Origin of the sequence: Dokdonella sp., from assembly GCF_019634775.1 — a bacterium.
Taxonomy (GTDB): domain Bacteria; phylum Pseudomonadota; class Gammaproteobacteria; order Xanthomonadales; family Rhodanobacteraceae; genus Dokdonella.
In genome coordinates this window covers 561,503-579,374 of sequence record NZ_JAHCAS010000001.1, presented here as the reverse complement: position 1 = coordinate 579,374, position 17,872 = coordinate 561,503, and the positions used below count along the sequence as shown (strand labels likewise).

16 protein-coding genes and 1 tRNA gene are annotated in these 17,872 nt (G+C 66.5%); 11 read left to right on the top strand and 6 right to left on the bottom strand.

Translation table 11 applies throughout. From position 1 onward, the window contains the following. Nucleotides 1–119 precede the first annotated feature (119 nt). The 4 genes from KF907_RS02490 (at nucleotide 120) to KF907_RS02475 (ending at nucleotide 2,891) form a co-directional block, all read left to right on the top strand. Nucleotides 120–524, top strand: coding sequence for an antitoxin MazE family protein (locus KF907_RS02490; RefSeq protein WP_291217829.1), 405 nt, complete (start codon nucleotides 120–122; stop codon nucleotides 522–524). Continuing rightward, complete coding sequence (locus tag KF907_RS02485) at nucleotides 521–880, top strand: type II toxin-antitoxin system PemK/MazF family toxin (protein WP_291217827.1); 360 nt, start codon at nucleotides 521–523, stop codon at nucleotides 878–880. Before KF907_RS02490 ends, KF907_RS02485 begins: the two co-directional genes overlap by 4 nt. Before the next feature lie 94 nt (nucleotides 881–974). Next, nucleotides 975–1,229 (top strand): hypothetical protein, encoded by a 255-nt coding sequence (locus KF907_RS02480; protein WP_291217825.1) that lies wholly within the window; start codon nucleotides 975–977, stop codon nucleotides 1,227–1,229. A gap of 21 nt (nucleotides 1,230–1,250) precedes the next feature. After that, nucleotides 1,251–2,891, top strand: a complete 1,641-nt coding sequence (locus KF907_RS02475) for a recombinase family protein (RefSeq protein ID WP_291217822.1) — start codon at nucleotides 1,251–1,253, stop codon at nucleotides 2,889–2,891. Here the strand turns inward: KF907_RS02475 and KF907_RS02470 are convergent. After that, a tRNA-Arg gene (locus KF907_RS02470) sits at nucleotides 2,862–2,938 on the bottom strand. The two genes, KF907_RS02475 and KF907_RS02470, sit on opposite strands and share 30 nt — an antisense overlap. A 185-nt stretch (nucleotides 2,939–3,123) precedes the next feature. Here KF907_RS02470 and KF907_RS02465 point away from each other — a divergent pair. The 4 genes from KF907_RS02465 (at nucleotide 3,124) to KF907_RS02450 (ending at nucleotide 7,194) form a co-directional block, all read left to right on the top strand. Further along, entirely contained in the window at nucleotides 3,124–3,654 is a 531-nt protein-coding gene (locus tag KF907_RS02465) for a c-type cytochrome (RefSeq protein WP_291217820.1), read from the top strand. Between the two features lie 298 nt (nucleotides 3,655–3,952). Beyond that, nucleotides 3,953–5,362, top strand: a complete 1,410-nt coding sequence (glnA, locus tag KF907_RS02460) for a type I glutamate--ammonia ligase (protein ID WP_291217818.1) — start codon at nucleotides 3,953–3,955, stop codon at nucleotides 5,360–5,362. Between the two features lie 79 nt (nucleotides 5,363–5,441). Beyond that, nucleotides 5,442–5,780: a P-II family nitrogen regulator gene (locus KF907_RS02455; protein ID WP_291217816.1), complete on the top strand. Its 339-nt coding sequence runs from the start codon at nucleotides 5,442–5,444 to the stop codon at nucleotides 5,778–5,780. A gap of 19 nt (nucleotides 5,781–5,799) precedes the next feature. Further along, nucleotides 5,800–7,194: an ammonium transporter gene (locus KF907_RS02450; protein WP_472843819.1), complete on the top strand. Its 1,395-nt coding sequence runs from the start codon at nucleotides 5,800–5,802 to the stop codon at nucleotides 7,192–7,194. 132 nt (nucleotides 7,195–7,326) lie between these two features. Here the strand turns inward: KF907_RS02450 and KF907_RS02445 are convergent, their stop codons facing one another. Continuing rightward, nucleotides 7,327–7,920, bottom strand: coding sequence for an acyl carrier protein phosphodiesterase (locus KF907_RS02445; RefSeq protein WP_291217814.1), 594 nt, complete (start codon nucleotides 7,918–7,920; stop codon nucleotides 7,327–7,329). Nucleotides 7,921–8,077: 157 nt separating this feature from the next. Between KF907_RS02445 and KF907_RS02440 the strand changes: the two genes are divergently transcribed. The 3 genes from KF907_RS02440 to KF907_RS02430 all read left to right on the top strand — a co-directional run bounded on the left by KF907_RS02440 (nucleotide 8,078) and on the right by KF907_RS02430 (nucleotide 11,446). Continuing rightward, entirely contained in the window at nucleotides 8,078–8,770 is a 693-nt protein-coding gene (locus KF907_RS02440; protein WP_291217812.1) for an alpha/beta hydrolase, read from the top strand. Next, complete coding sequence (gene zapE / locus KF907_RS02435; protein ID WP_291217811.1) at nucleotides 8,767–9,858, top strand: cell division protein ZapE; 1,092 nt, start codon at nucleotides 8,767–8,769, stop codon at nucleotides 9,856–9,858. Before KF907_RS02440 ends, zapE begins: the two co-directional genes overlap by 4 nt. Nucleotides 9,859–10,132: 274 nt before the next feature. Then, the gene (locus KF907_RS02430) at nucleotides 10,133–11,446 is read left to right on the top strand and encodes an amidohydrolase (protein ID WP_291217809.1); all 1,314 of its coding nucleotides are present in this window, start codon (nucleotides 10,133–10,135) and stop codon (nucleotides 11,444–11,446) included. Nucleotides 11,447–12,156: 710 nt separating this feature from the next. On the opposite strand, the gene KF907_RS02425 is transcribed toward KF907_RS02430, so the two are convergent. The 4 genes from KF907_RS02425 to KF907_RS02410 form a co-directional block, all read right to left on the bottom strand. Further along, nucleotides 12,157–13,380, bottom strand: coding sequence for a multifunctional CCA addition/repair protein (locus tag KF907_RS02425; protein ID WP_291217807.1), 1,224 nt, complete (start codon nucleotides 13,378–13,380; stop codon nucleotides 12,157–12,159). Nucleotides 13,381–13,410: 30 nt separating this feature from the next. Next, on the bottom strand, nucleotides 13,411–14,355 hold the full coding sequence (locus KF907_RS02420) for a complex I NDUFA9 subunit family protein (protein WP_291217805.1): 945 nt from the start codon (nucleotides 14,353–14,355) through the stop codon (nucleotides 13,411–13,413). Between the two features lie 180 nt (nucleotides 14,356–14,535). Next, nucleotides 14,536–16,251 carry a choice-of-anchor Q domain-containing protein gene (locus KF907_RS02415; RefSeq protein WP_291217803.1) on the bottom strand — a complete coding sequence of 572 codons (1,716 nt, stop codon included), beginning with the start codon at nucleotides 16,249–16,251 and terminating at the stop codon, nucleotides 14,536–14,538. Continuing rightward, complete coding sequence (locus tag KF907_RS02410; RefSeq protein ID WP_291217801.1) at nucleotides 16,241–17,740, bottom strand: right-handed parallel beta-helix repeat-containing protein; 1,500 nt, start codon at nucleotides 17,738–17,740, stop codon at nucleotides 16,241–16,243. The genes KF907_RS02415 and KF907_RS02410 overlap by 11 nt, the downstream gene beginning before the upstream one ends. Nucleotides 17,741–17,872: the final 132 nt, after the last annotated feature.

The window sequence follows — 17,872 nt, the reverse complement described above, 5'->3', positions numbered from 1 at the left end:
TGATGGCAGGATAAAAGGCCGCACAGTGCGCGGCGGTGGGGCGGTTGTTTTTCAAGGGGTTATGAGCCGATTTCGCACCGTGCGAGGAATTGGCGCACAGTGCGACATTCCCGATTTCCATGCTCATTCAATGGCTTGATGCACGGTGCAATCCGCCAGTTTCCCGCCACGGCGCGCTCTTGCGCGCTGAACTGCACCTGTCCGAATCCGAAGCCATTCTTGAGCCTCCCGACCGAAAGGTCTGGCGGTCGGGATCGCTTCATGATAGGTTACATGTAACTGATTGCATGGAGGCCGATATGGCGGCGACATCGAAGGCCAAGCCCGTCCGGGAAAAGGTGCGCGAGCATCGCGACCGGCTGCGCGCGCAGGGGCTGCGTCCGATCCAGATTTGGGTGCCGGACGTGCGCGCACCGTCGTTCCAGGAACAGGCCCATCGCCAGTCACAGGCGGTCGCCGCCAGCGCCCATGCGCGTGCGGATCAGGCTTTCATCGACGCCGTATCTGATTGGGGCGACGCGTGAGGCGCGGCGAGGTGTGGACCGTCTCCGGCGGCAACGACTATGCGAGCAAGCCGCGCCCAGCCGTGATCGTGCAGGATGACAGTTTCGACGCCACCGACTCGATCACGATTTGCGCCTTCACCACCGATCCGACCGACGCGCCGTTGTTCCGTCTCGTGGTGGAGTCGAATGAGCGCAATGGCCTGCGCTCTGCCTGCCGCCTGATGGTGGACAAGATCACCACCGTTCCCAAGACCAAGCTAGGCGCGCAGGTCGGGCGGCTCGACGACGAGGACATGGTGCGGCTCAACCAGGCGATGATCGTGTTCCTCGGCTTGGCGGTGACGCCGAGGGCCGGAAGGGGGAAGCAGCCATGACGGTCGAGGCTGTGCCCCGACCGAGCGGCAAAGGACGGCTATCGACGGCACATGGGCTGTTCAGGATTGGCCGGGCTTGGGCGATCCTTGGTGCATGTCCAGGATGCGCGCCCTTCACAGCCCCAAACGTCATCGGCGCCCCCGAGCCGGCGCGCTCCCGAGCGATCTTTACGCCTATGCCGAGGCCAAGCCGCTGCCCCGCATCGGGCGTCCGTCGAAACACGATCCGTCAGCTTGGGCCGTCACCGATGACTGGCCCGGGCGTGTGCCCGTCACCGACGCCGAGGTGGATGTGTTCGAGGCGTGGTTCGGCGATCTCTTCGACGACCTGTTCGGACCGGCCCCATGAGATGAGAAGGAGCCATGCCCCATGACCGCGCCACTACGCGCCGCTCTCTATCTGCGCGTTTCGACTGCGCGGCAGGCCGAGCATGACATCTCCATTCCCGACCAGAAACGCCAAGGCGAAGCCTGGTGTGCCGCGCGGGGGTATGAGTTGGTTGAAACCTTCATTGAGGCTGGCGCGTCGGCCACCAACGACCGCCGCCCCGAGTTCCAGCGCATGATCGAAGCTGGCATATCGAAGCCCGCGCCGTTCGACGTTGTGGTGGTGCACAGCTTCTCGCGCTTTTTCCGTGACCATTTCGAGCTTGAGTTCAACGTCAGGAAGCTGGCGAAGAACGGCGTCAAACTGGTCTCGATCACGCAGGAGATGGGCGACGACCCCATGCACGTCATGATGCGGCAGATCATGGCCCTGTTCGACGAATACCAGTCCAAGGAGAACGCCAAGCACGTCCTGCGCGCCATGAACGAGAACGCCCGGCAAGGCTTTTGGAACGGTGCGCTTCCTCCTATCGGCTACCGCATCGTCGCCGCCGAGCAACGCGGCGCGAAGATCAAGAAGAAGCTGGAGATCGATCCGCTCCACGCCGACACGGTCCGGCTGATCTTCCGGCTGTTCCTCGAAGGCGATGGCGTGAAGGGGCCGATGGGCGTCAAGGCCATCACCTGCTATCTCAACGAACGCCGCCTGTTCACCCGTGACGGTGGGCGCTGGGGTCTCGCCCAAATCCACGCCATCCTGACCCGCACGACTTATATCGGCGAGCACAGGTTCAACACGCGCTCGCACAAGGATCGGGAGAAGAAGCCGGAGAGCGAGGTGGCGATTATGGCCTGCCCGCCGCTGATCGACCGCGACACCTTCGAGGCGGTGCAGGCCCGCCTCAAATCCCGCGATCCCAGGATGACGCCTGCGCGCGTCACCAGCGGTCCCACCCTTCTTACCGGCATCTGCTTTTGCGCAAAGTGCGGTGGCGCGATGACGCTGCGCACCGGACGGGGCAGCGCGGGCGGAACCTATCGCTACTACACCTGCTCGACCAAGGCCCGGCAGGGCCAGACCGGCTGTGAAGGGCGTTCAATCCCGATGGACAAGCTGGACGATCTGGTCGCCCACCATCTGGAAGACCGCCTGCTACAGCCCGAGCGGCTGGAAACCATCCTCGCCAGCGTTCTGGATCGTCGTCAGGAGCGCACCGAGCGCCGCCGTGAGCATCTGGCCGAGCTTCACCAGCGAATCGCCGAAACCGATCAGCGCCTCAACCGGCTCTATGACGCCATCGAGACCGGCGTGGCCGATCTGGACGAGAGCCTGAAAGAGCGGATCGCTGGTCTCAAAGCCATCCGGGAGCAGGCGGCCAGCGATGCCGCCCGCACCGAAGCCGCGCTCGGCAATGCTGGAAACCAGGCCGTCAGCCCCGACCGTGTGAAAGCCTTCGCCCGCGTGGCGCGCAGGCGAATCCGGCTCGCAGGCGGCGGCTACCGCCGCGACCACTTGCGCGCGCTGGCCCAGCGCATCGAGGTGGCCGACAACGAAGTCCGCATCATGGGATCGAAGTCTGAACTGCTGCGCACCCTCGTCGCCGCCTCAGGCGGGAAATCGGCGACAATCGGTGTTCAGAGTTCTGTACTGAAATGGCGCGCCCGACAGGATTCGAACCTGTGACCCCCGCCTTCGGAGGGCGGTACTCTATCCAGCTGAGCTACGGGCGCATGAGATGCCGCTGCATGATGCGGGCGGGACGGGGCGAAGCCCGGCCGCGACGCGGCGCGGATCATAGCGCGCCGGCCCGACCACGACCAACGCCGCGCCCTTCCGCGTCCGTGGGGCGCTGGCTATACTTGCGCGTCAATCCGTGCCCGCCAACAGGGGCGGACGTATCAAGAGGTGGCCCTCCGTGAGCAATCCCGTTCCGCAGACCGATGCGGTCTTCCTCAAGCATTTCGCCCAGGTCATCACCGGGCTGGTGCTCGTCGCGCTGGGCCTGATCGCACTGTCGACTTGTGTCTACAACGGTACGAAGAAGCCGGTTGCGACGAGCCAGGCGAGCGTGGTCGAGCGCCGTCTCGCCCCGGTCGGTGGCGTGCATGCCGGTGAAACCGGTCGCGCGGCGATTGCTGCGGCCGAGGAAGCCGCGCGCAAGGCCGCGGCTTCGCAGGTCGCCTACGGGGGCACGACCGATGGTTCGGTGATCTACACCAACCTGTGCAGCGCCTGCCACGGCAGTGGCGCCGGTGGTGCACCCAAGCTGACCGATACGGCTCACTGGAACCAGCGCATCGCGCTCGGCCTCGACACCCTCGTCCAGCACGCAAGCGAAGGCTTCACCGGCAGCCTCGGCATGATGCCGGCGCGCGGCGGCAACGCCTCGCTCAACGATGAGCAGGTCAAGGCCACGGTCGAGTGGATGATCGCCCAGGTGAAGTAGTTCTCGCCCACATCGCATATGAGAACGCCGCCCACCGGGCGGCTTTTTTTTTGGTCCCGGCGATGCGGAAAGGAATCGTGTCGGGAGGAATCGCGCATGGCGTCCCGCTCCCATTGCGCCGCATTCTCTGATGCATTCTTGTGCAATGCCGCACGCAAATGCACCAATATGGTGCGACTGCGCCGCCTTCGCGCGCAAGAATCAAACATAACCATCTGAATCAAAAGAGTTTCCGCGCAGCAGCAAATCTGGCACGGCTGTTGCTGATTCCTCGGCACATCCATCTGCCGAGGTTTCCATGTCCGCCGAAAACGTCCTGAAGCTGATCAAGGACCAGAACATCAAGTACGTCGACCTGCGCTTCGCCGACCTGCGCGGTGCGCACCAGCACGTGACCTTTCCGGCGTCGACGATCAGCGAGTCGACTTTCGAGGACGGCAAGATGTTCGACGGTTCGTCGATCGCCGGCTGGAAGGGCATCAACGAGTCCGACATGGTCCTGTTGCCGGATCCGGGCACTGCCGTGGTCGATCCGTTTCTTGCCGATGCGACCCTGATCCTCAACTGCGACGTGCTCGAACCGCACACGATGCAGGCCTACTCGCGTGATCCGCGCTCGTTGGCCAAGCGCGCCGAGGCGTATCTCAAGTCCACCGGCATCGCCGACACGGCGTTTTTCGGCCCGGAGCCCGAGTTCTTCATCTTCGATTCGGTGCGCTGGCAGAACGACATGGGCCGCGTGTTCTTCGAGGTCGAGTCCGAGGAAGCCGCATGGTCGTCGAGGAATCGCTACGCCGAAGGCAACAGTGGCCACCGGCCGGGCATCAAGGGCGGTTACTTCCCGGTGCCGCCGGTGGACTCGCTGCAGGACCTGCGCGCCGAGATGTGCAATGTGCTCACCGAGCTCGGCCAGGTCGTCGAAGTGCACCACCACGAGGTCGCCACTGCTGGCCAGTGCGAGATCGGCACGCAGTTCAACACGCTGGTGAAGAAGGCCGATGAGCTGGCCATGCTCAAGTACGTGGTCAAGAACGTCGCCCACCGCAATGGCAAGACGGCGACCTTCATGGCCAAGCCGCTGGTCGGCGACAACGGCTCTGGCATGCACGTGCACCAGTCGCTGGCCAAGGGCGGGGTCAACCTGTTCGCCGGCGATCTCTACGGTGGCCTCTCGCAGACCGCGCTCTGGTATATCGGCGGCATCTTCAAGCATGCCCGCGCGATCAACGCCTTCACCAACTCGACGACCAACAGCTACAAGCGCCTCGTGCCGGGCTTCGAGGCGCCGGTCATGCTGGCTTATTCGGCGCGCAACCGTTCGGCGAGCTGCCGCATTCCGTTCGTGTCGAGTCCGAAGGCGCGCCGCATCGAGGTGCGCTTTCCCGATCCGATGAACTCGGGGTACCTGGGTTTCGCCGCGCTGCTGATGGCCGGCCTCGACGGCATCCTCAACAAGATCGATCCAGGCGCGCCGTCGGACAAGGACCTTTACGACCTGCCGCCCGAGGAGGAGAAGAACATTCCGCAGGTGTGTTCGAGCCTCGATCAGGCCCTCGATGCGCTCGACCGCGACCGCGATTTCCTCAAGGCCGGCGGCGTGTTCTCCGACGACTTCATCGACGGTTACATCGAACTGAAGATGAGCGAAGTCACGCGCTTCCGCGCGGCGACGCATCCGATCGAATACCAGATGTACTACTCCGTCTGAGGCATGCGGGGCGGCATGGCCCCGCGTCCCACCGGCGACAGGTTCGCCGTGTTCCGTCTCCCCCGATCGAGGTCGCGTCATGAAACTGGTCACCGCCATCATCCGGCCGTTCAAGCTCGACGAAGTCCGCGAAGCGCTGTCGCAGGTTGGCGTGTCCGGCATCACCGTTACCGAGGTCAAGGGCTTCGGTCGCCAGAAGGGGCATACCGAGCTCTACCGTGGCGCCGAGTACGTCGTCGATTTCCTGCCCAAGGTGCGGATCGAAACCGTCGTCACCGACGAGCGTGTCGAAGCCGTGATCGAGGCGATCCTCGCTGTCGCCGCCACCGGCAAGACCGGCGACGGCAAGATCTTCGTGTCGCCGGTCGAACAGGTCATCCGCATCCGCACCGGCGAGATCGGTGCGGAGGCCCTCTGACGCGATGCCGGGAGCAGCCATGAACGAGTCGATGTCGTCGCGCTGCGAACAGCGCTTTCATGCGTCGTCCATCATCGCGTCCGGCCTGCTGATGATGGGCGCGGCGGGCCGCGTCGCGGCCCAGGATGCCGCACTCGAAGCGCCGCCGGCTGCACTTGCGGCGGAGGCGGTCGCGGCCGCGCTTCCCGACAGCGGCAACGTGGCCTGGATGATGACCTCGACCTTCCTGGTGCTGCTGATGGTCGTGCCGGGTCTGGCGATGTTCTACGGTGGCATGGTGCGTGCCAAGAACGTGCTGTCCGTGTTCATGCAGGTGCTGCTGGTGTTCTGCGTGGCCGTGATCCTGTGGGTTGCCTATGGCTACAGTGCGGTGTTCACCGCGGGCAATCCGTTCTTCGGTTCGTTCGTCGAAAAGGCGTTCCTGCGGGGCATCGGTGCGGACTCGGTCACGAACGGACTGCCGGAGTTCCTGTTCGTCGCCTTCCAGTCGACTTTCGCCGGCATCACCACCGCGCTCATCGTCGGCTCGTTCGCCGAACGCATGAGGTTCGGCGCGGTCATGCTGTTCTCGATCCTGTGGTTCACGTTCGCCTACCTGCCTATGGCGCACATCGTCTGGGGTGGCGGCTACCTTGCCGGGATTGAACTCGCCGGCGCGGAAGGTGCGCTCGATTTCGCCGGCGGTACTGTGGTGCACATCAATGCCGGCGTTGCCGGCCTGATCGGCGCCGCGTTCCTCGGCAGGCGCCTGGGCTACGGCAGGGAAGCGATCAAACCGCACAGCGTGCCGTTTACCGTGATCGGCGCGGCCTTGTTGTGGGTCGGCTGGTTCGGCTTCAACGCCGGTTCGGCGCTGGCGGCGGATGCGCTGGCTTCATTGGCCTTCATCAATACCCTGGTGGCGACTGCCGCGGCGGTGGTCGGCTGGTCGCTGGTCGAGGCCTTCACCAAGGGCAAGCCGTCCGCACTGGGCGCGGCCTCCGGCGCCATCGCGGGCCTGGTCGGCATCACGCCGGCAGCCGGGTTCGTCGGCCCGCTCGGCGGCATCGCCATCGGTTTCGTCGCCGGGGCGGTCTGCGTCTGGGGCGTCACCGGCCTCAAGCGCCGGCTCGGAGCAGACGACAGCCTCGACGTATTCGGCGTGCACGGCATCGGCGGCATCGTCGGCGCGATCCTGACCGGCGTGTTCGCCGCGCCGTCGCTCGGTGGCGTCAAGGAGGCGGGTTACTCGATCGGCGGGCAGGTCGCGGTGCAGGTCGTAAGCGTGCTGTTCACCATCCTCTGGTGCGCGGTAGTGACGGTCATCGCCCTGTTCATCGTCAAGCGGGTCGTCGGCGGACTGCGGGTCGGCGAGGACGAGGAGCGCGAGGGACTCGACATCGCCAGCCACGGCGAGTCCGCCTACGAGAGTTGAAGCCTGGCGAGCGCGTGCGCGGAGTCGGGGTGTTCAGGGGCCGCCTGCGTGCATCCCCCATCATCGCAGGAGCCCACCCTGTGCGCGATTGCCTTTCGGTGATGGTGCGAGGATCGAGTACAGGGTGCGTTCCTACGGCGGAAGAGTTTGCGCGCGCCAGGTTTCGGCGAACTCGACGAGTTGCGGGAAAAACGCGAGGAAGGATTCTTCGAGCGCATCCTCGAGCCGCTCGACTTCGGGCATCACCCGGTCCAGCGGGTTCGCGTGGCGCAGGCGCGAGCTGACACCGGCGAACACGCGCGCGACGAGCATGCGGTCGGTGTAGGCAGCCGGCAGGCCGTGTGCGCGCATGTAGCGCACGAACGCGCGCATGCGCTCCGGCAGTGGTACCGGCGCGGCGTCGATCACGTCGTGGATGCGCCGCGAGTACGCCGCCAGCGGCTCGTTGCTCCAGTGGGCGAACCCGCGGGCGAGCAGGTGGTCGAACCAGATGTCGATGACGATGCCGGCGTAGCGCCGGAACGGTGGCTCGAAACGCTCCCGCAATGCGACAAGCGTCGGGTGTGCGTCGGTATGGCTGTCGATCGCGCGATGCAGGGCAATGCCGCGGCGCAGTCCGTCGGGCAGGGCCGGATCGACGCGGCCATGCACGAAGTCGCCCATCAGCCCGCCGAGCATGAGTTCGGGATCGGGTCCGGAGAGGAGGGCGTGGGCGAGGTGGTTCATCGGAGGGACTGGGCAGGGGCCAGGGGCGAGGGCTCGATACGCGCAGGCTGGAACGAGCTCGCAATGGTGCTACAAAAGATCGCCGTACAACGTTCCCTCGCGCGATGATGTTCGATTGTCGAGCCCTCGCCCCTTTCTCCGCCGTATCATCAGCGCCATGCCGCCCGTCCCCACCACCCCACCACCCACTTTTCCCATCGAACACACCGCCTTCCTGCTGCCCGGTCCGGTCGGTGCACTCGAAGTCGTGGCGACGCCTGCCGATGCCGACTGTACGCCGGTGCGCGGCGTGGCCGTGATCTGCCATCCGCATCCGCTGCATGGCGGCACCATGCACAACAAGGTCGTGACCATCGTCGAGCGTGCGCTCGGTGAGCTCGGTCTCGCCTGCGTGCGTTTCAATTTCCGTGGTGTCGGTCATTCCGAGGGCGTGCACGACGAAGGGCGTGGTGAAGTCGACGATCTCGTTGCGGTGGTCGAGTGGGCGCGCCGCGCCAGCCCAGGCGATGCGCTGTGGTTGGCCGGTTTCTCGTTTGGCAGCTATGTCGCGCTCGCCGCGGCGAAGCGCCTCGGTGCGGCGGCCTTGATCTCGGTCGCACCGCCGGTCGGGCGCTGGGATTTCGACACGATCGAGCTGCCTGATTGCCCATGGCTGGTCGTGCAGGGCGAAGAGGACGAAATTGTCGATCCGTCCGCGGTGTTTGCCTGGGTCGCGACGCTGCCGCATCCGCCGCAGCTGGTGCGCATGCCGGAGACCTCGCATTTCTTCCATCGCCGCCTGATGGATCTGCGCGGGGCGATCAAGAACGCCATGCGCGCACACCTGCCGCCGCCGCGCGCGCCCGCATGAACCGCCACGAAAGTCCGGGCGCGCGCTATGCGCGCGGTGTCGCCGCGGGTGAGTGGCAGGCCGATTCGGCACAGGCGCCGGTGCTGGTCGCACTCGACCGCATCCACGCCGAACTGGCTGCGTTGACGCCGCCGAGCCTGTGGCAGCGTCTGCGTGGCCAGCGTTCGCCGTCGCCGCGCGGCTTGTATCTGTGGGGCAGCGTCGGTCGCGGCAAGACCTTCCTGATGGACCTGTTCTTCGAGTCGTTGCCGACGCCGAACAAGCGCCGCGTGCACTTCCATCGCTTCATGCGGGGCATTCACGCCGAACTGCGCACGCTCAGTGGCCACAGCGATCCGCTGGTCGCGGTCGCCGCGCGCATCGCCGCCGAGTCGCGCGTGCTCTGCCTCGACGAATTCTTCGTGCTCGACATCGGTGACGCGATGATCCTCGGCAACCTGCTGAGGGCCTTGTTCGCCGATGGCGTGGTCCTTGTCACCACCTCGAACACGGCGCCGCCGAACCTCTACCGGGACGGCCTGCAGCGCGAGCGCTTCCTGCCGGCGATCGCCTTGATCGAGCGGCACTGCGAAGTCGTCGAACTGGTTTCGGCGACCGACTGGCGGCTGCGCGCGCTGCGTCAGGCGCCGGTCTACCACGTGCCGCCCGACATGCGTGCGGAGCGTGCGATGCTGGCGACCTTCCATCGTGTCGCGCGCGGTGCCGAGCGCGAGTGCTTCACGATGACGCTCAACGAGCGCCCGATCGATGTGCGCCGTGAAGCCGACGGCGTGATCTGGTTCGACTTCGCCGCGCTCTGCGATGGTCCGCGTGGTGTCGCAGACTACATCGAACTTGCGCGCAGCTACCACACGATCCTCGTCTCGGGCGTGCCCGAGTTCACTCCGCAGACCGAAGACGCCGCGCAGCGTTTCGTCGAACTGGTCGACGAGCTGTACGACCGCGGCGTCAACCTCGTGCTGTCGGCCGCCGTGCCGATCATCGAGCTCTATGACGGCCGCCGCCTGCGCGCGGTGTTCGCGCGAACCGAGTCACGCCTGATCGAGATGCAGAGCGAGGAATACATGGCCCGCGAACATCTCGCTTGAGTCGGCATCGGCGGCGCGCCTTCCGCGGATGAGGCGGGCCGCGAACAACGCTTAAGCCTGAGCGCGGCCGGCAACCCGGTTCGGTCACCAGTGTGGCGACGACGTCGCCGCAATCGCTCCGTGGAACCGACTGCGGCGCGCGCCTCGCGCCGGCTTCGAACCGGGGGTTCGCACTGGGATAGATCCCGCGCAGTCATATGCGGCTGGCGTGGTCGCCTTGCGTCGCGCACGCGCATGCGCTTGACTGCGTTCACCACGCCCACGGGAGACGCGCATGTCAATGAAATCCGCCGCCGCGCTGGTCGCCATGTTGGCCGCTGCCGCGGCGATGGCGGCCGATGAGGCATCCACCCTTGTCGATGCGCGCCTCGCGCGCATCACCGAACTGCGCCGCGACTTCCACCAGCACCCTGAATTGAGCAACCGCGAGACGCGCACCGCGAGCATCGTCGCCGCCGAGTTGAAGAAGCTCGGCTACGCGGTACGCACCGGCATCGCGCATACCGGCGTGGTCGGCATCCTCGAAGGCGGCAAGCCCGGCCCGAAGCTCGCGATCCGCGCCGACATGGACGGCTTGCCGGTCACCGAGGAAGTCGACCTGCCGTTCGCCTCGAAGGCGAAAGGCGAATACCTCGGCAAGACGGTCGGCGTCATGCACGCTTGCGGCCACGATGTGCATACCGCGACCACGCTCGGTGTCGCCAGCGCGCTTGCCGCGATCCGCAAGGACCTGCCCGGCTCGGTCATGCTGATCTTCCAGCCCGCCGAGGAAGGCTCGCCGCCCGGCGAGACCGGCGGCGCGCCGCTGATGGTCGAGCAAGGCGTGTTCAAGGATTTCAAGCCGGACGCCGTGCTCGGCATGCACGTGACCAGCGCCTATCCGGTCGGTACGGTCGCCCTGCGTGCCGGCGGCATGATGGCCAGCTCGGATACCTTCCGCCTGACCATCCGGGGTCGCCAGAGCCACGGCGCGACGCCGTGGCGTGGCATCGATCCGATCGTCGCCGGCGCCGAAATCGTCACCTCGGCGCAGGCCATCGTCAGCCGCCGCCTCGACATCAACAAGGAACCGGCCGTCGTCACTTTCGGCATCTTCAACGGCGGCCAGCGCTTCAACATCGTGCCCGACAGCGCCGAACTGCACGGCACCGTGCGCACCTTCGACAGCGCGATGCGCGAGCAGGCCCTGGCCGATCTGCGCAACGTCGCCGAACACGTCGCCGCCGCGCACGGGGCGACGATCGAAGCCGAGATCCCGGTCGTACCCGGCAGCAACCCGGTCAACTACAACGATCCGGCCCTGACCGCGCGCGTGCGCGCCAGCATCGAGAACGCGATCGGCAAGGACAAGGTCATCGAAGCAAAGCGCTGGACTGCCTCCGAGGACTTCCCGCACCTCGCCATCGGCGCCGGTGCGCCGAGCGTCTATTTCTTCTTCGGTGCCACGCCAGAGGGCCAGGATCCCGATACCGCGCCGAGCAACCATTCGCCGCGCTTCTTCGTCGACGAAGGTGCGTTGCGCACGGGCACGCTGGCGATGCTGCAGGCGGGGTTGGATTTTCTCGGGTATGTGCCGGCGTCGCGGTAAAGCGATTGTGCGCGGAACGCGTTGCCGCAATCTTGCGTCGACCCGTAGGAAACGGCTTTAGCCGTGATGCTTTTTGTGAGGTTGTACAGACAAGGCATCACGGCTGAAGCCGTTTCCTACAGCCGTTTTCTACCCGCGCGCAATGGCGGCAATCGCCTTGACGCGCTCCTTGCGCATCGCCACGGCGATGGCCGGACCCTCGAGGCCGGCGCTGACGAACGGTGCGGCCTTGATCGTGCAGGCGGCGGCAAAGGCGTCGCGCAGCAGCGGACCGGACGGATAGTCCGATTCGGACAGGCCGAGGCGGCCGCGCCAGCATCGAGAACGCGATCGGCAAGGACAAGGTCATCGAAGCAAAGCGCTGGACTGCCTCCGAGGACTTCCCGCACCTCGCCATCGGCGCCGGTGCGCCGAGCGTCTATTTCTTCTTCGGTGCCACGCCAGAGGGCCAGGATCCCGATACCGCGCCGAGCAACCATTCGCCGCGCTTCTTCGTCGACGAAGGTGCGTTGCGCACGGGCACGCTGGCGATGCTGCAGGCGGGGTTGGATTTTCTCGGGTATGTGCCGGCGTCGCGGTAAAGCGATTGTGCGCGGAACGCGTTGCCGCAATCTTGCGTCGACCCGTAGGAAACGGCTTTAGCCGTGATGCTTTTTGTGAGGTTGTACAGACAAGGCATCACGGCTGAAGCCGTTTCCTACAGCCGTTTTCTACCCGCGCGGAATGGCGGCAATCGCCTTGACGCGCTCCTTGCGCATCGCCACGGCGATGGCCGGACCCTCGAGGCCGGCGCTGACGAACGGTGCGGCCTTGATCGTGCAGGCGGCGGCAAAGGCGTCGCGCAGCAGCGGACCGGACGGATAGTCCGATTCGGACAGGCCGAGGCGGCCGCGCTTGTCGGCTTCGCAGACGAGCAGGAACTGTTCGACCCGCTGCGGTTTGCGGAAGGCGTCGAGCTTCTCGAACAGTTCGAGCATGGTCGATGGCCTCAGTTCGGCGGCACGGTGCGCGAGCAGATGCAGGCGGCAGCACAGTTCGGCCAGTGTGGCGTGCTCGGCCGGCACGCGCAGGCGCTGCGAGATCGCCCGCACCGCAGCGACGCCGCGCTCCTCGTGCATGACGTGCCTCGGCAACTCGACCTTCGGCGTCAGCGCCTTGCCGAGGTCGTGCACGAGCGCGCACCAGCCGACCAGGTCGTCGCCTGGCGCCAGGCGCGCGGCCATGTCGAGAACCATCTCGACGTGTACGCCGGTATCGACCTCGGGATGGAACTCGGCGCGCTGCGGCACGCCGTACAGTGCATCGACTTCGGGAAACAGCACGCGCAACGCACCGCAGGCGCGCAGGGCCTGCAGGAAGGCCGAGGGTTGCGGCTCGGCGAGCGCCTTGCGCGTCTCCGCCCAGACGCGCTCGGGCACCAGGTGGTCGACTTCACCGTCGTCGACTATCGTGCGCATCAGCGCGAGCGTCTCGTCGGCGATGGTGAAGCCTAGCGGTGCGTAGCGGGCGAGGAATCGCGCCACGCGCAGCACGCGCACCGGGTCTTCGACGAAGGCCGGCGAGACATGACGCAGCACGCGGTCGGCAAGGTCGCGCGCACCACCCCAGGGGTCGACCAACTGGCCGTCGGCATCCTCGGCCATCGCATTGATGGTCAGGTCGCGCCGGGCGAGGTCGTCCTCGAGCGTCACCGACGGATCGGCGACGACACTGAAACCATGGTAGCCGCGCCCGCTCTTGCGTTCGGTGCGCGCGAGCGCGTACTCATCCTGCGTTTGCGGGTGCAGGAACACTGGAAAATCCTTGCCGACCGGACGGTAGCCGGCCGCGAGCATGGCCTCGGGCGTGCTGCCGACGACGACGAAATCGCGGTCGTTGACGGTGCGGCCAAGCAGGCGATCGCGCACCGCGCCGCCGACGAGATAGGTCTTCATCGCCTGATTGTGCCAGAGCGCCGCGGCCGCTCAGCCGCGATGCGTTGCGCGGTAACGCGCCAGCTCGGCTTCACGCCGATCGGCACCGAGCATGGCCGGCACGATGAGTTCCATCGGTGTGGCGACGATGCCGAGCTGGCCGAGGCCATCCTTGTCACCGATGGAGTCGAGCCGCAGCGAACGGAAGTTGTCACGCGAGATCGGCTTGCCGGGCAGCCATTCGCCGATGCGTGCCTGCATGGCGCCGAGTGCGTCGGGCAGGCCGATGACGGGACGGCGATGGCCGCTCAGATGGCCGGTCCAGCGCACGATCTCGCGCAGGGTGACGACGCGCGGGCCGATCAGTTCGTAGGTGTGACCGGTCGTGTGCGGATGCACGAGCGCGCGCGCGAAAGCCTCTGCGACATCGCCCACGTACACCGGTGCGAAGCGCGCCCCGGCGCGCGCGATCGGCAGCACCGGCGCCTTGCGCAGCAGCTCGGCGAAGCGGCAGAACAGGCCGTCGCCGGGACCGAAGATCACCGACGGGCGGAAGATCGTCCACGCCAGGTGCGAGGCGCGCACACGCGCTTCGGCCTCGCCGCGGGTGTGCAGGTAGTGGCTGGCGCCTTCGCCGGCGCGCAGCGCGCTCATCTGCAGCAGGCGGTGCACGCCGGTCGCCTTGCAGGCGGCGATCAGCGTGGCGGTGAGCTCGACATGGGCCTTGCGGAAGCCACTGCCGTCGCTGCCGCGCTCGTTGAGGATGCCGACCAGGTTGATCGCCGCATCGGCACCGGCCAGATGCCGCTTGAGCGCGGCGCGGTCGTGCACGTCGCAGTTCTCGACGCATACCCGTGGCAACACACCGAGTTCGCGGCGCCGCTCGCGGTTGCGCGAGAGCACGCGGATCCGATGGCCATCGGCATGCAGGCGCGGCACGAGCCGGCGGCCGACGAAGCCGGTGCCCCCGAGGACGACGATCGATAGCGGTTTCATGGCGGCAATCCCGTCGGCGAGTTGCCGCCATTAGATCGCGTCTGTGCGCGACGGGGAAGGATGGTCGTCGGCGACGTGTTGTGGCCTCTTGCGTGGCCATGCTCCGAACTATTTGCACCTTCCCTCGCTGCGCTGGGGTAGGGATTTTCGGCCGAAGGCATCCTCACCCATCAAACCCGCTCACCCATCAAACCCGTTCTTGAAGATGCGGTCGATGCCGTCGTGCTCGAAGGCGCCGATGTCGCTGGTATTGGCACCGGAGCGCAGGTAGCCGCGCTGGTCGGTGTGCAGGTAGTACAGGGTGTTGGCATTGTCGATGGCGACACTGCCGGGGTTGAGGGAATAGGTCGGCGTGGGGCCGCCGTGATCGGCCAGCGTGCCGAGGGCAAGCGCGGCGTTGGTGACGCTGACCTGATTGGTCGCCGCGCTCAGTCCGCAGGTGTTGCCGGGGCTTTCGATGTTGCCGCGGGAGACGCCTTGCAGCACGCCGGCCTCCAGCGCGCAGGTGCCGCGCACGATGGAGTTGTAGATGCCGACCGTGGCCGTGGTGCCGGTGCCGCCGATGGCGCTGCCGGTGGTGCCGATGGGCATCACGGCCGGAGGGACGATGGTGACGTGGCGCAGCGCAACCTGTGCGTTGCCGTTGAAGCCGATCGCCGCGCCGCGTGCGCCAGCGGGCGCGTCGAGAGAGAAGCTGTTGCCCGCGAACGTGCTGTTGCGGATGTCGAGTGTCGTTCCGTCCGCCATGTAGACGGCGCCAACGACGCTCCTGCTCGAGCGGTTGTTGCGGAACGTCGATCCACGGATGGTCCAGTGGCTGCCGTCGCCATTCAGTGCGAGTTGACCAAACAGCGCCAGGTTGGTGTTGTTCTCGAACAGGCTGTCTTCGATGACGATGGTGGTCCCGCCGTAGCTGCTGACCGGTCCCGCGTTGTCGACGTAGTGCACGCGGCGCAGCGTCAGCAGCATTTTGTCGACGAGCATGCTGCTGCGCGTGATCGTCGAATCCTCGATGGTCATCGTGCCGCCGCGCAGTTCGAAGTTGGAGCTGAAGGGAGCGTCCGGGAAGATCGCGTCGTCGACCAGGGTTCGGCGCAGGGTGAGCTGCACGGGAACGGCGGGGAAGTCGACCCTCGGTTGGTGCACCCTGTGCAAGGCGCTGTCTTCTATCAGCGTTGTGCCGGTGTTCCTGAACATCCGCCGCACGACGGCATTGCGCAGGGTCGCGGTGGAGTCCGAGATGAGGACCGAGCCGGCATCGATGACGATGTCGTCCGCCGAAAACGCCGAATTCGAAATCATCAATGCCCACTCGGGATTGCCCCCCGCCTTGAGGCTGATGCCGGTGAGGCGCAGTTGGCTGTTGAGGCCCGTCTTGAGCATGATGCCCCCCGAATGTCCTGCGTCCAGGGCGATGAGGGTCTGCGCCGAGCCGGCCCCCTGGATGTGCAGGTCTTGGCCGTTCATGGCGGGCAGCACGCCGCGGGTCAGCGTGTAGTCGCCGGCCGGCAGCACGATGGTGTTGTCCGCGGCGCCGTTGACAGTGGCCGTCAGCATCGCCTCGCGCAGCGAGCAGGCGACAGGTTCGCAGCCTTCGATGCGGCAGGCGTCATTTATGCAGGGACGGGGGGCGGGGTCGTCGGTGCGGTTGACGGTGATGGTCTCCGCACCGGCATCCAGCGCGAGCAGAGTGAGCAGGATCAAGACGGTGGACGGGCGCATGGGGGGCCTCGCTGTCGGCAGCGTGTCGGGTTGCCCTTCACTCCACGAAAAACCGCGGTGACGGCGGCCAAGGAGTCGTGGATAGCCCTGAAAGCGTGTCAAAGTTCGTCGCCCCGGACTGCGCCGGGACGAGCGAGCAAGGAGGTTCGTCGAGGCTCGCGCCTCACCCGTCAAAGCCATCGGCGAACAGCCGCTCGATCGTCGCGCCGAATTCGTAGGCGCCGATGTCGCTGGTGCTCGGGCCGGAGCGCGAATAGCCGCGCTGGTCGAGGGACAGGTAGTAGAGGACATGGGCGTTGTCGATGGCGACGCTGCCCTCGTTCAGGGAATACGTTGGCGTGGGGCCGCCGTGATCGGCCAGCGTGCCGAGGGCAAGCGCGGCGTTGGTGACGCTGACCTGATTGGTCGCCGTGTTCAGTCCGCAGGTGTTGTTGGGGTTTTCGATGTTGCCGCGGGAGATGCCTTGCAGGACGCCGGCCTCCAGCGCGCAGGTGCCGCGCACGATGGAGTTGAATATCTTGAGCGTGGCCGTGTTGCCGGAGCCGCCGATGGCGGTGCCGTGGATGCCGGAGGGCACGGCTGTCGGCGGCACGATGGTGACGTGGCGCAGGGTCAGCTGCGCGTCGTTGCCGGCGAAGCCGATCGCCGCGCCGCGCGTGCCGGCGGGTATGCCTGTCTCGAAGGTGTTGCCGGCGAACGTGCTGTTGCGGATGTCGAGTGTGGTCCCGGTGCCCACGTAGAGGGCGCCACCACCGAACTCGCTGTTCGTGCGGTTGTTGCTGAACGTCGAGCCGCTGATGGTCGAGCTGGACTGCGGAGAGTCGAGGAAAAGCGCGCGCGCAGTGTTGTTCTCGAACAGGCTGTCGTCGATGGCGACGCTGGCGCCCGACTGGATGCTCACCGGCGAGCCGTTGTCGAGGTAGTGCAGGCGGTGCAGGGTCAGCGCCCCGCCGGTGGCGGCGATCGAGCTGTGGGTGACCGTCGAATCCTCGATCGTCATCACACCGGTCGTCAACAGGACGCTCGAAGGAAAAGCGTAGTCCGGGTCCAGCTTGTCGATCAGAACCCGGCGCAGCGTGGCCTGCGCCGTGCTGCCGCTCTGATACACGTTGAACAGCTCGCTGTCTTCGACCAGCAGCGCTCCGCTGTTGTTGAGGCTGCGCTCGAGCCTGGCGTTGCGGAAGGTCGCGGTCGAACCGCCGTCGATGTCGATGCGACCGCTGGCTTCGGTGACGAGGTCGGTTGCCAGCAGTGTCGAATTGAGGATTTCCAGCGCAGTCAGGCCGGCGCCGCCTTGCACCGCCAGGGTCAGGCCGGTGATGCCCAGTTCGGCGTTGGTGCGCGCGCCGAGAAACCGGGTCACGCCGGTGATCTCGTTTGAGGTGATGCGAGTCTGGCCCGAGCCGGCGCCCTGCAGCAGCATGGACTGGCCTTCCACCCTCGGCAGCACGCCGCGCGTCAGCGTGTAGACGCCCGCCGGCAGCACCACGGTGTCGGCTCCGGCGGCGGCGTTGGCAGCCAGCACGGCTTCGCGCAGCGAGCAGTCGGCGGGGACGCAGGCATCAGGTTCCGGATCGTCGATGCGGGTGACGTTGAAGGTGGCGGCTTGTGCTTCCACGGCAAACAGGACGAGCAGGCTCGTGACGAAGATGGACTGGCGCATGGTGGATCCCCCTGTCGGCGTTGTGCCGGGTACGCACCCTTCCACGAAAAAGGGTGGTGCCAGCGGCCACGGGGCTGCGGCGACCCGGCAATGCTTTGTTGCGCGCGGCAGGCCTCGGCTATGCTGCGTTCT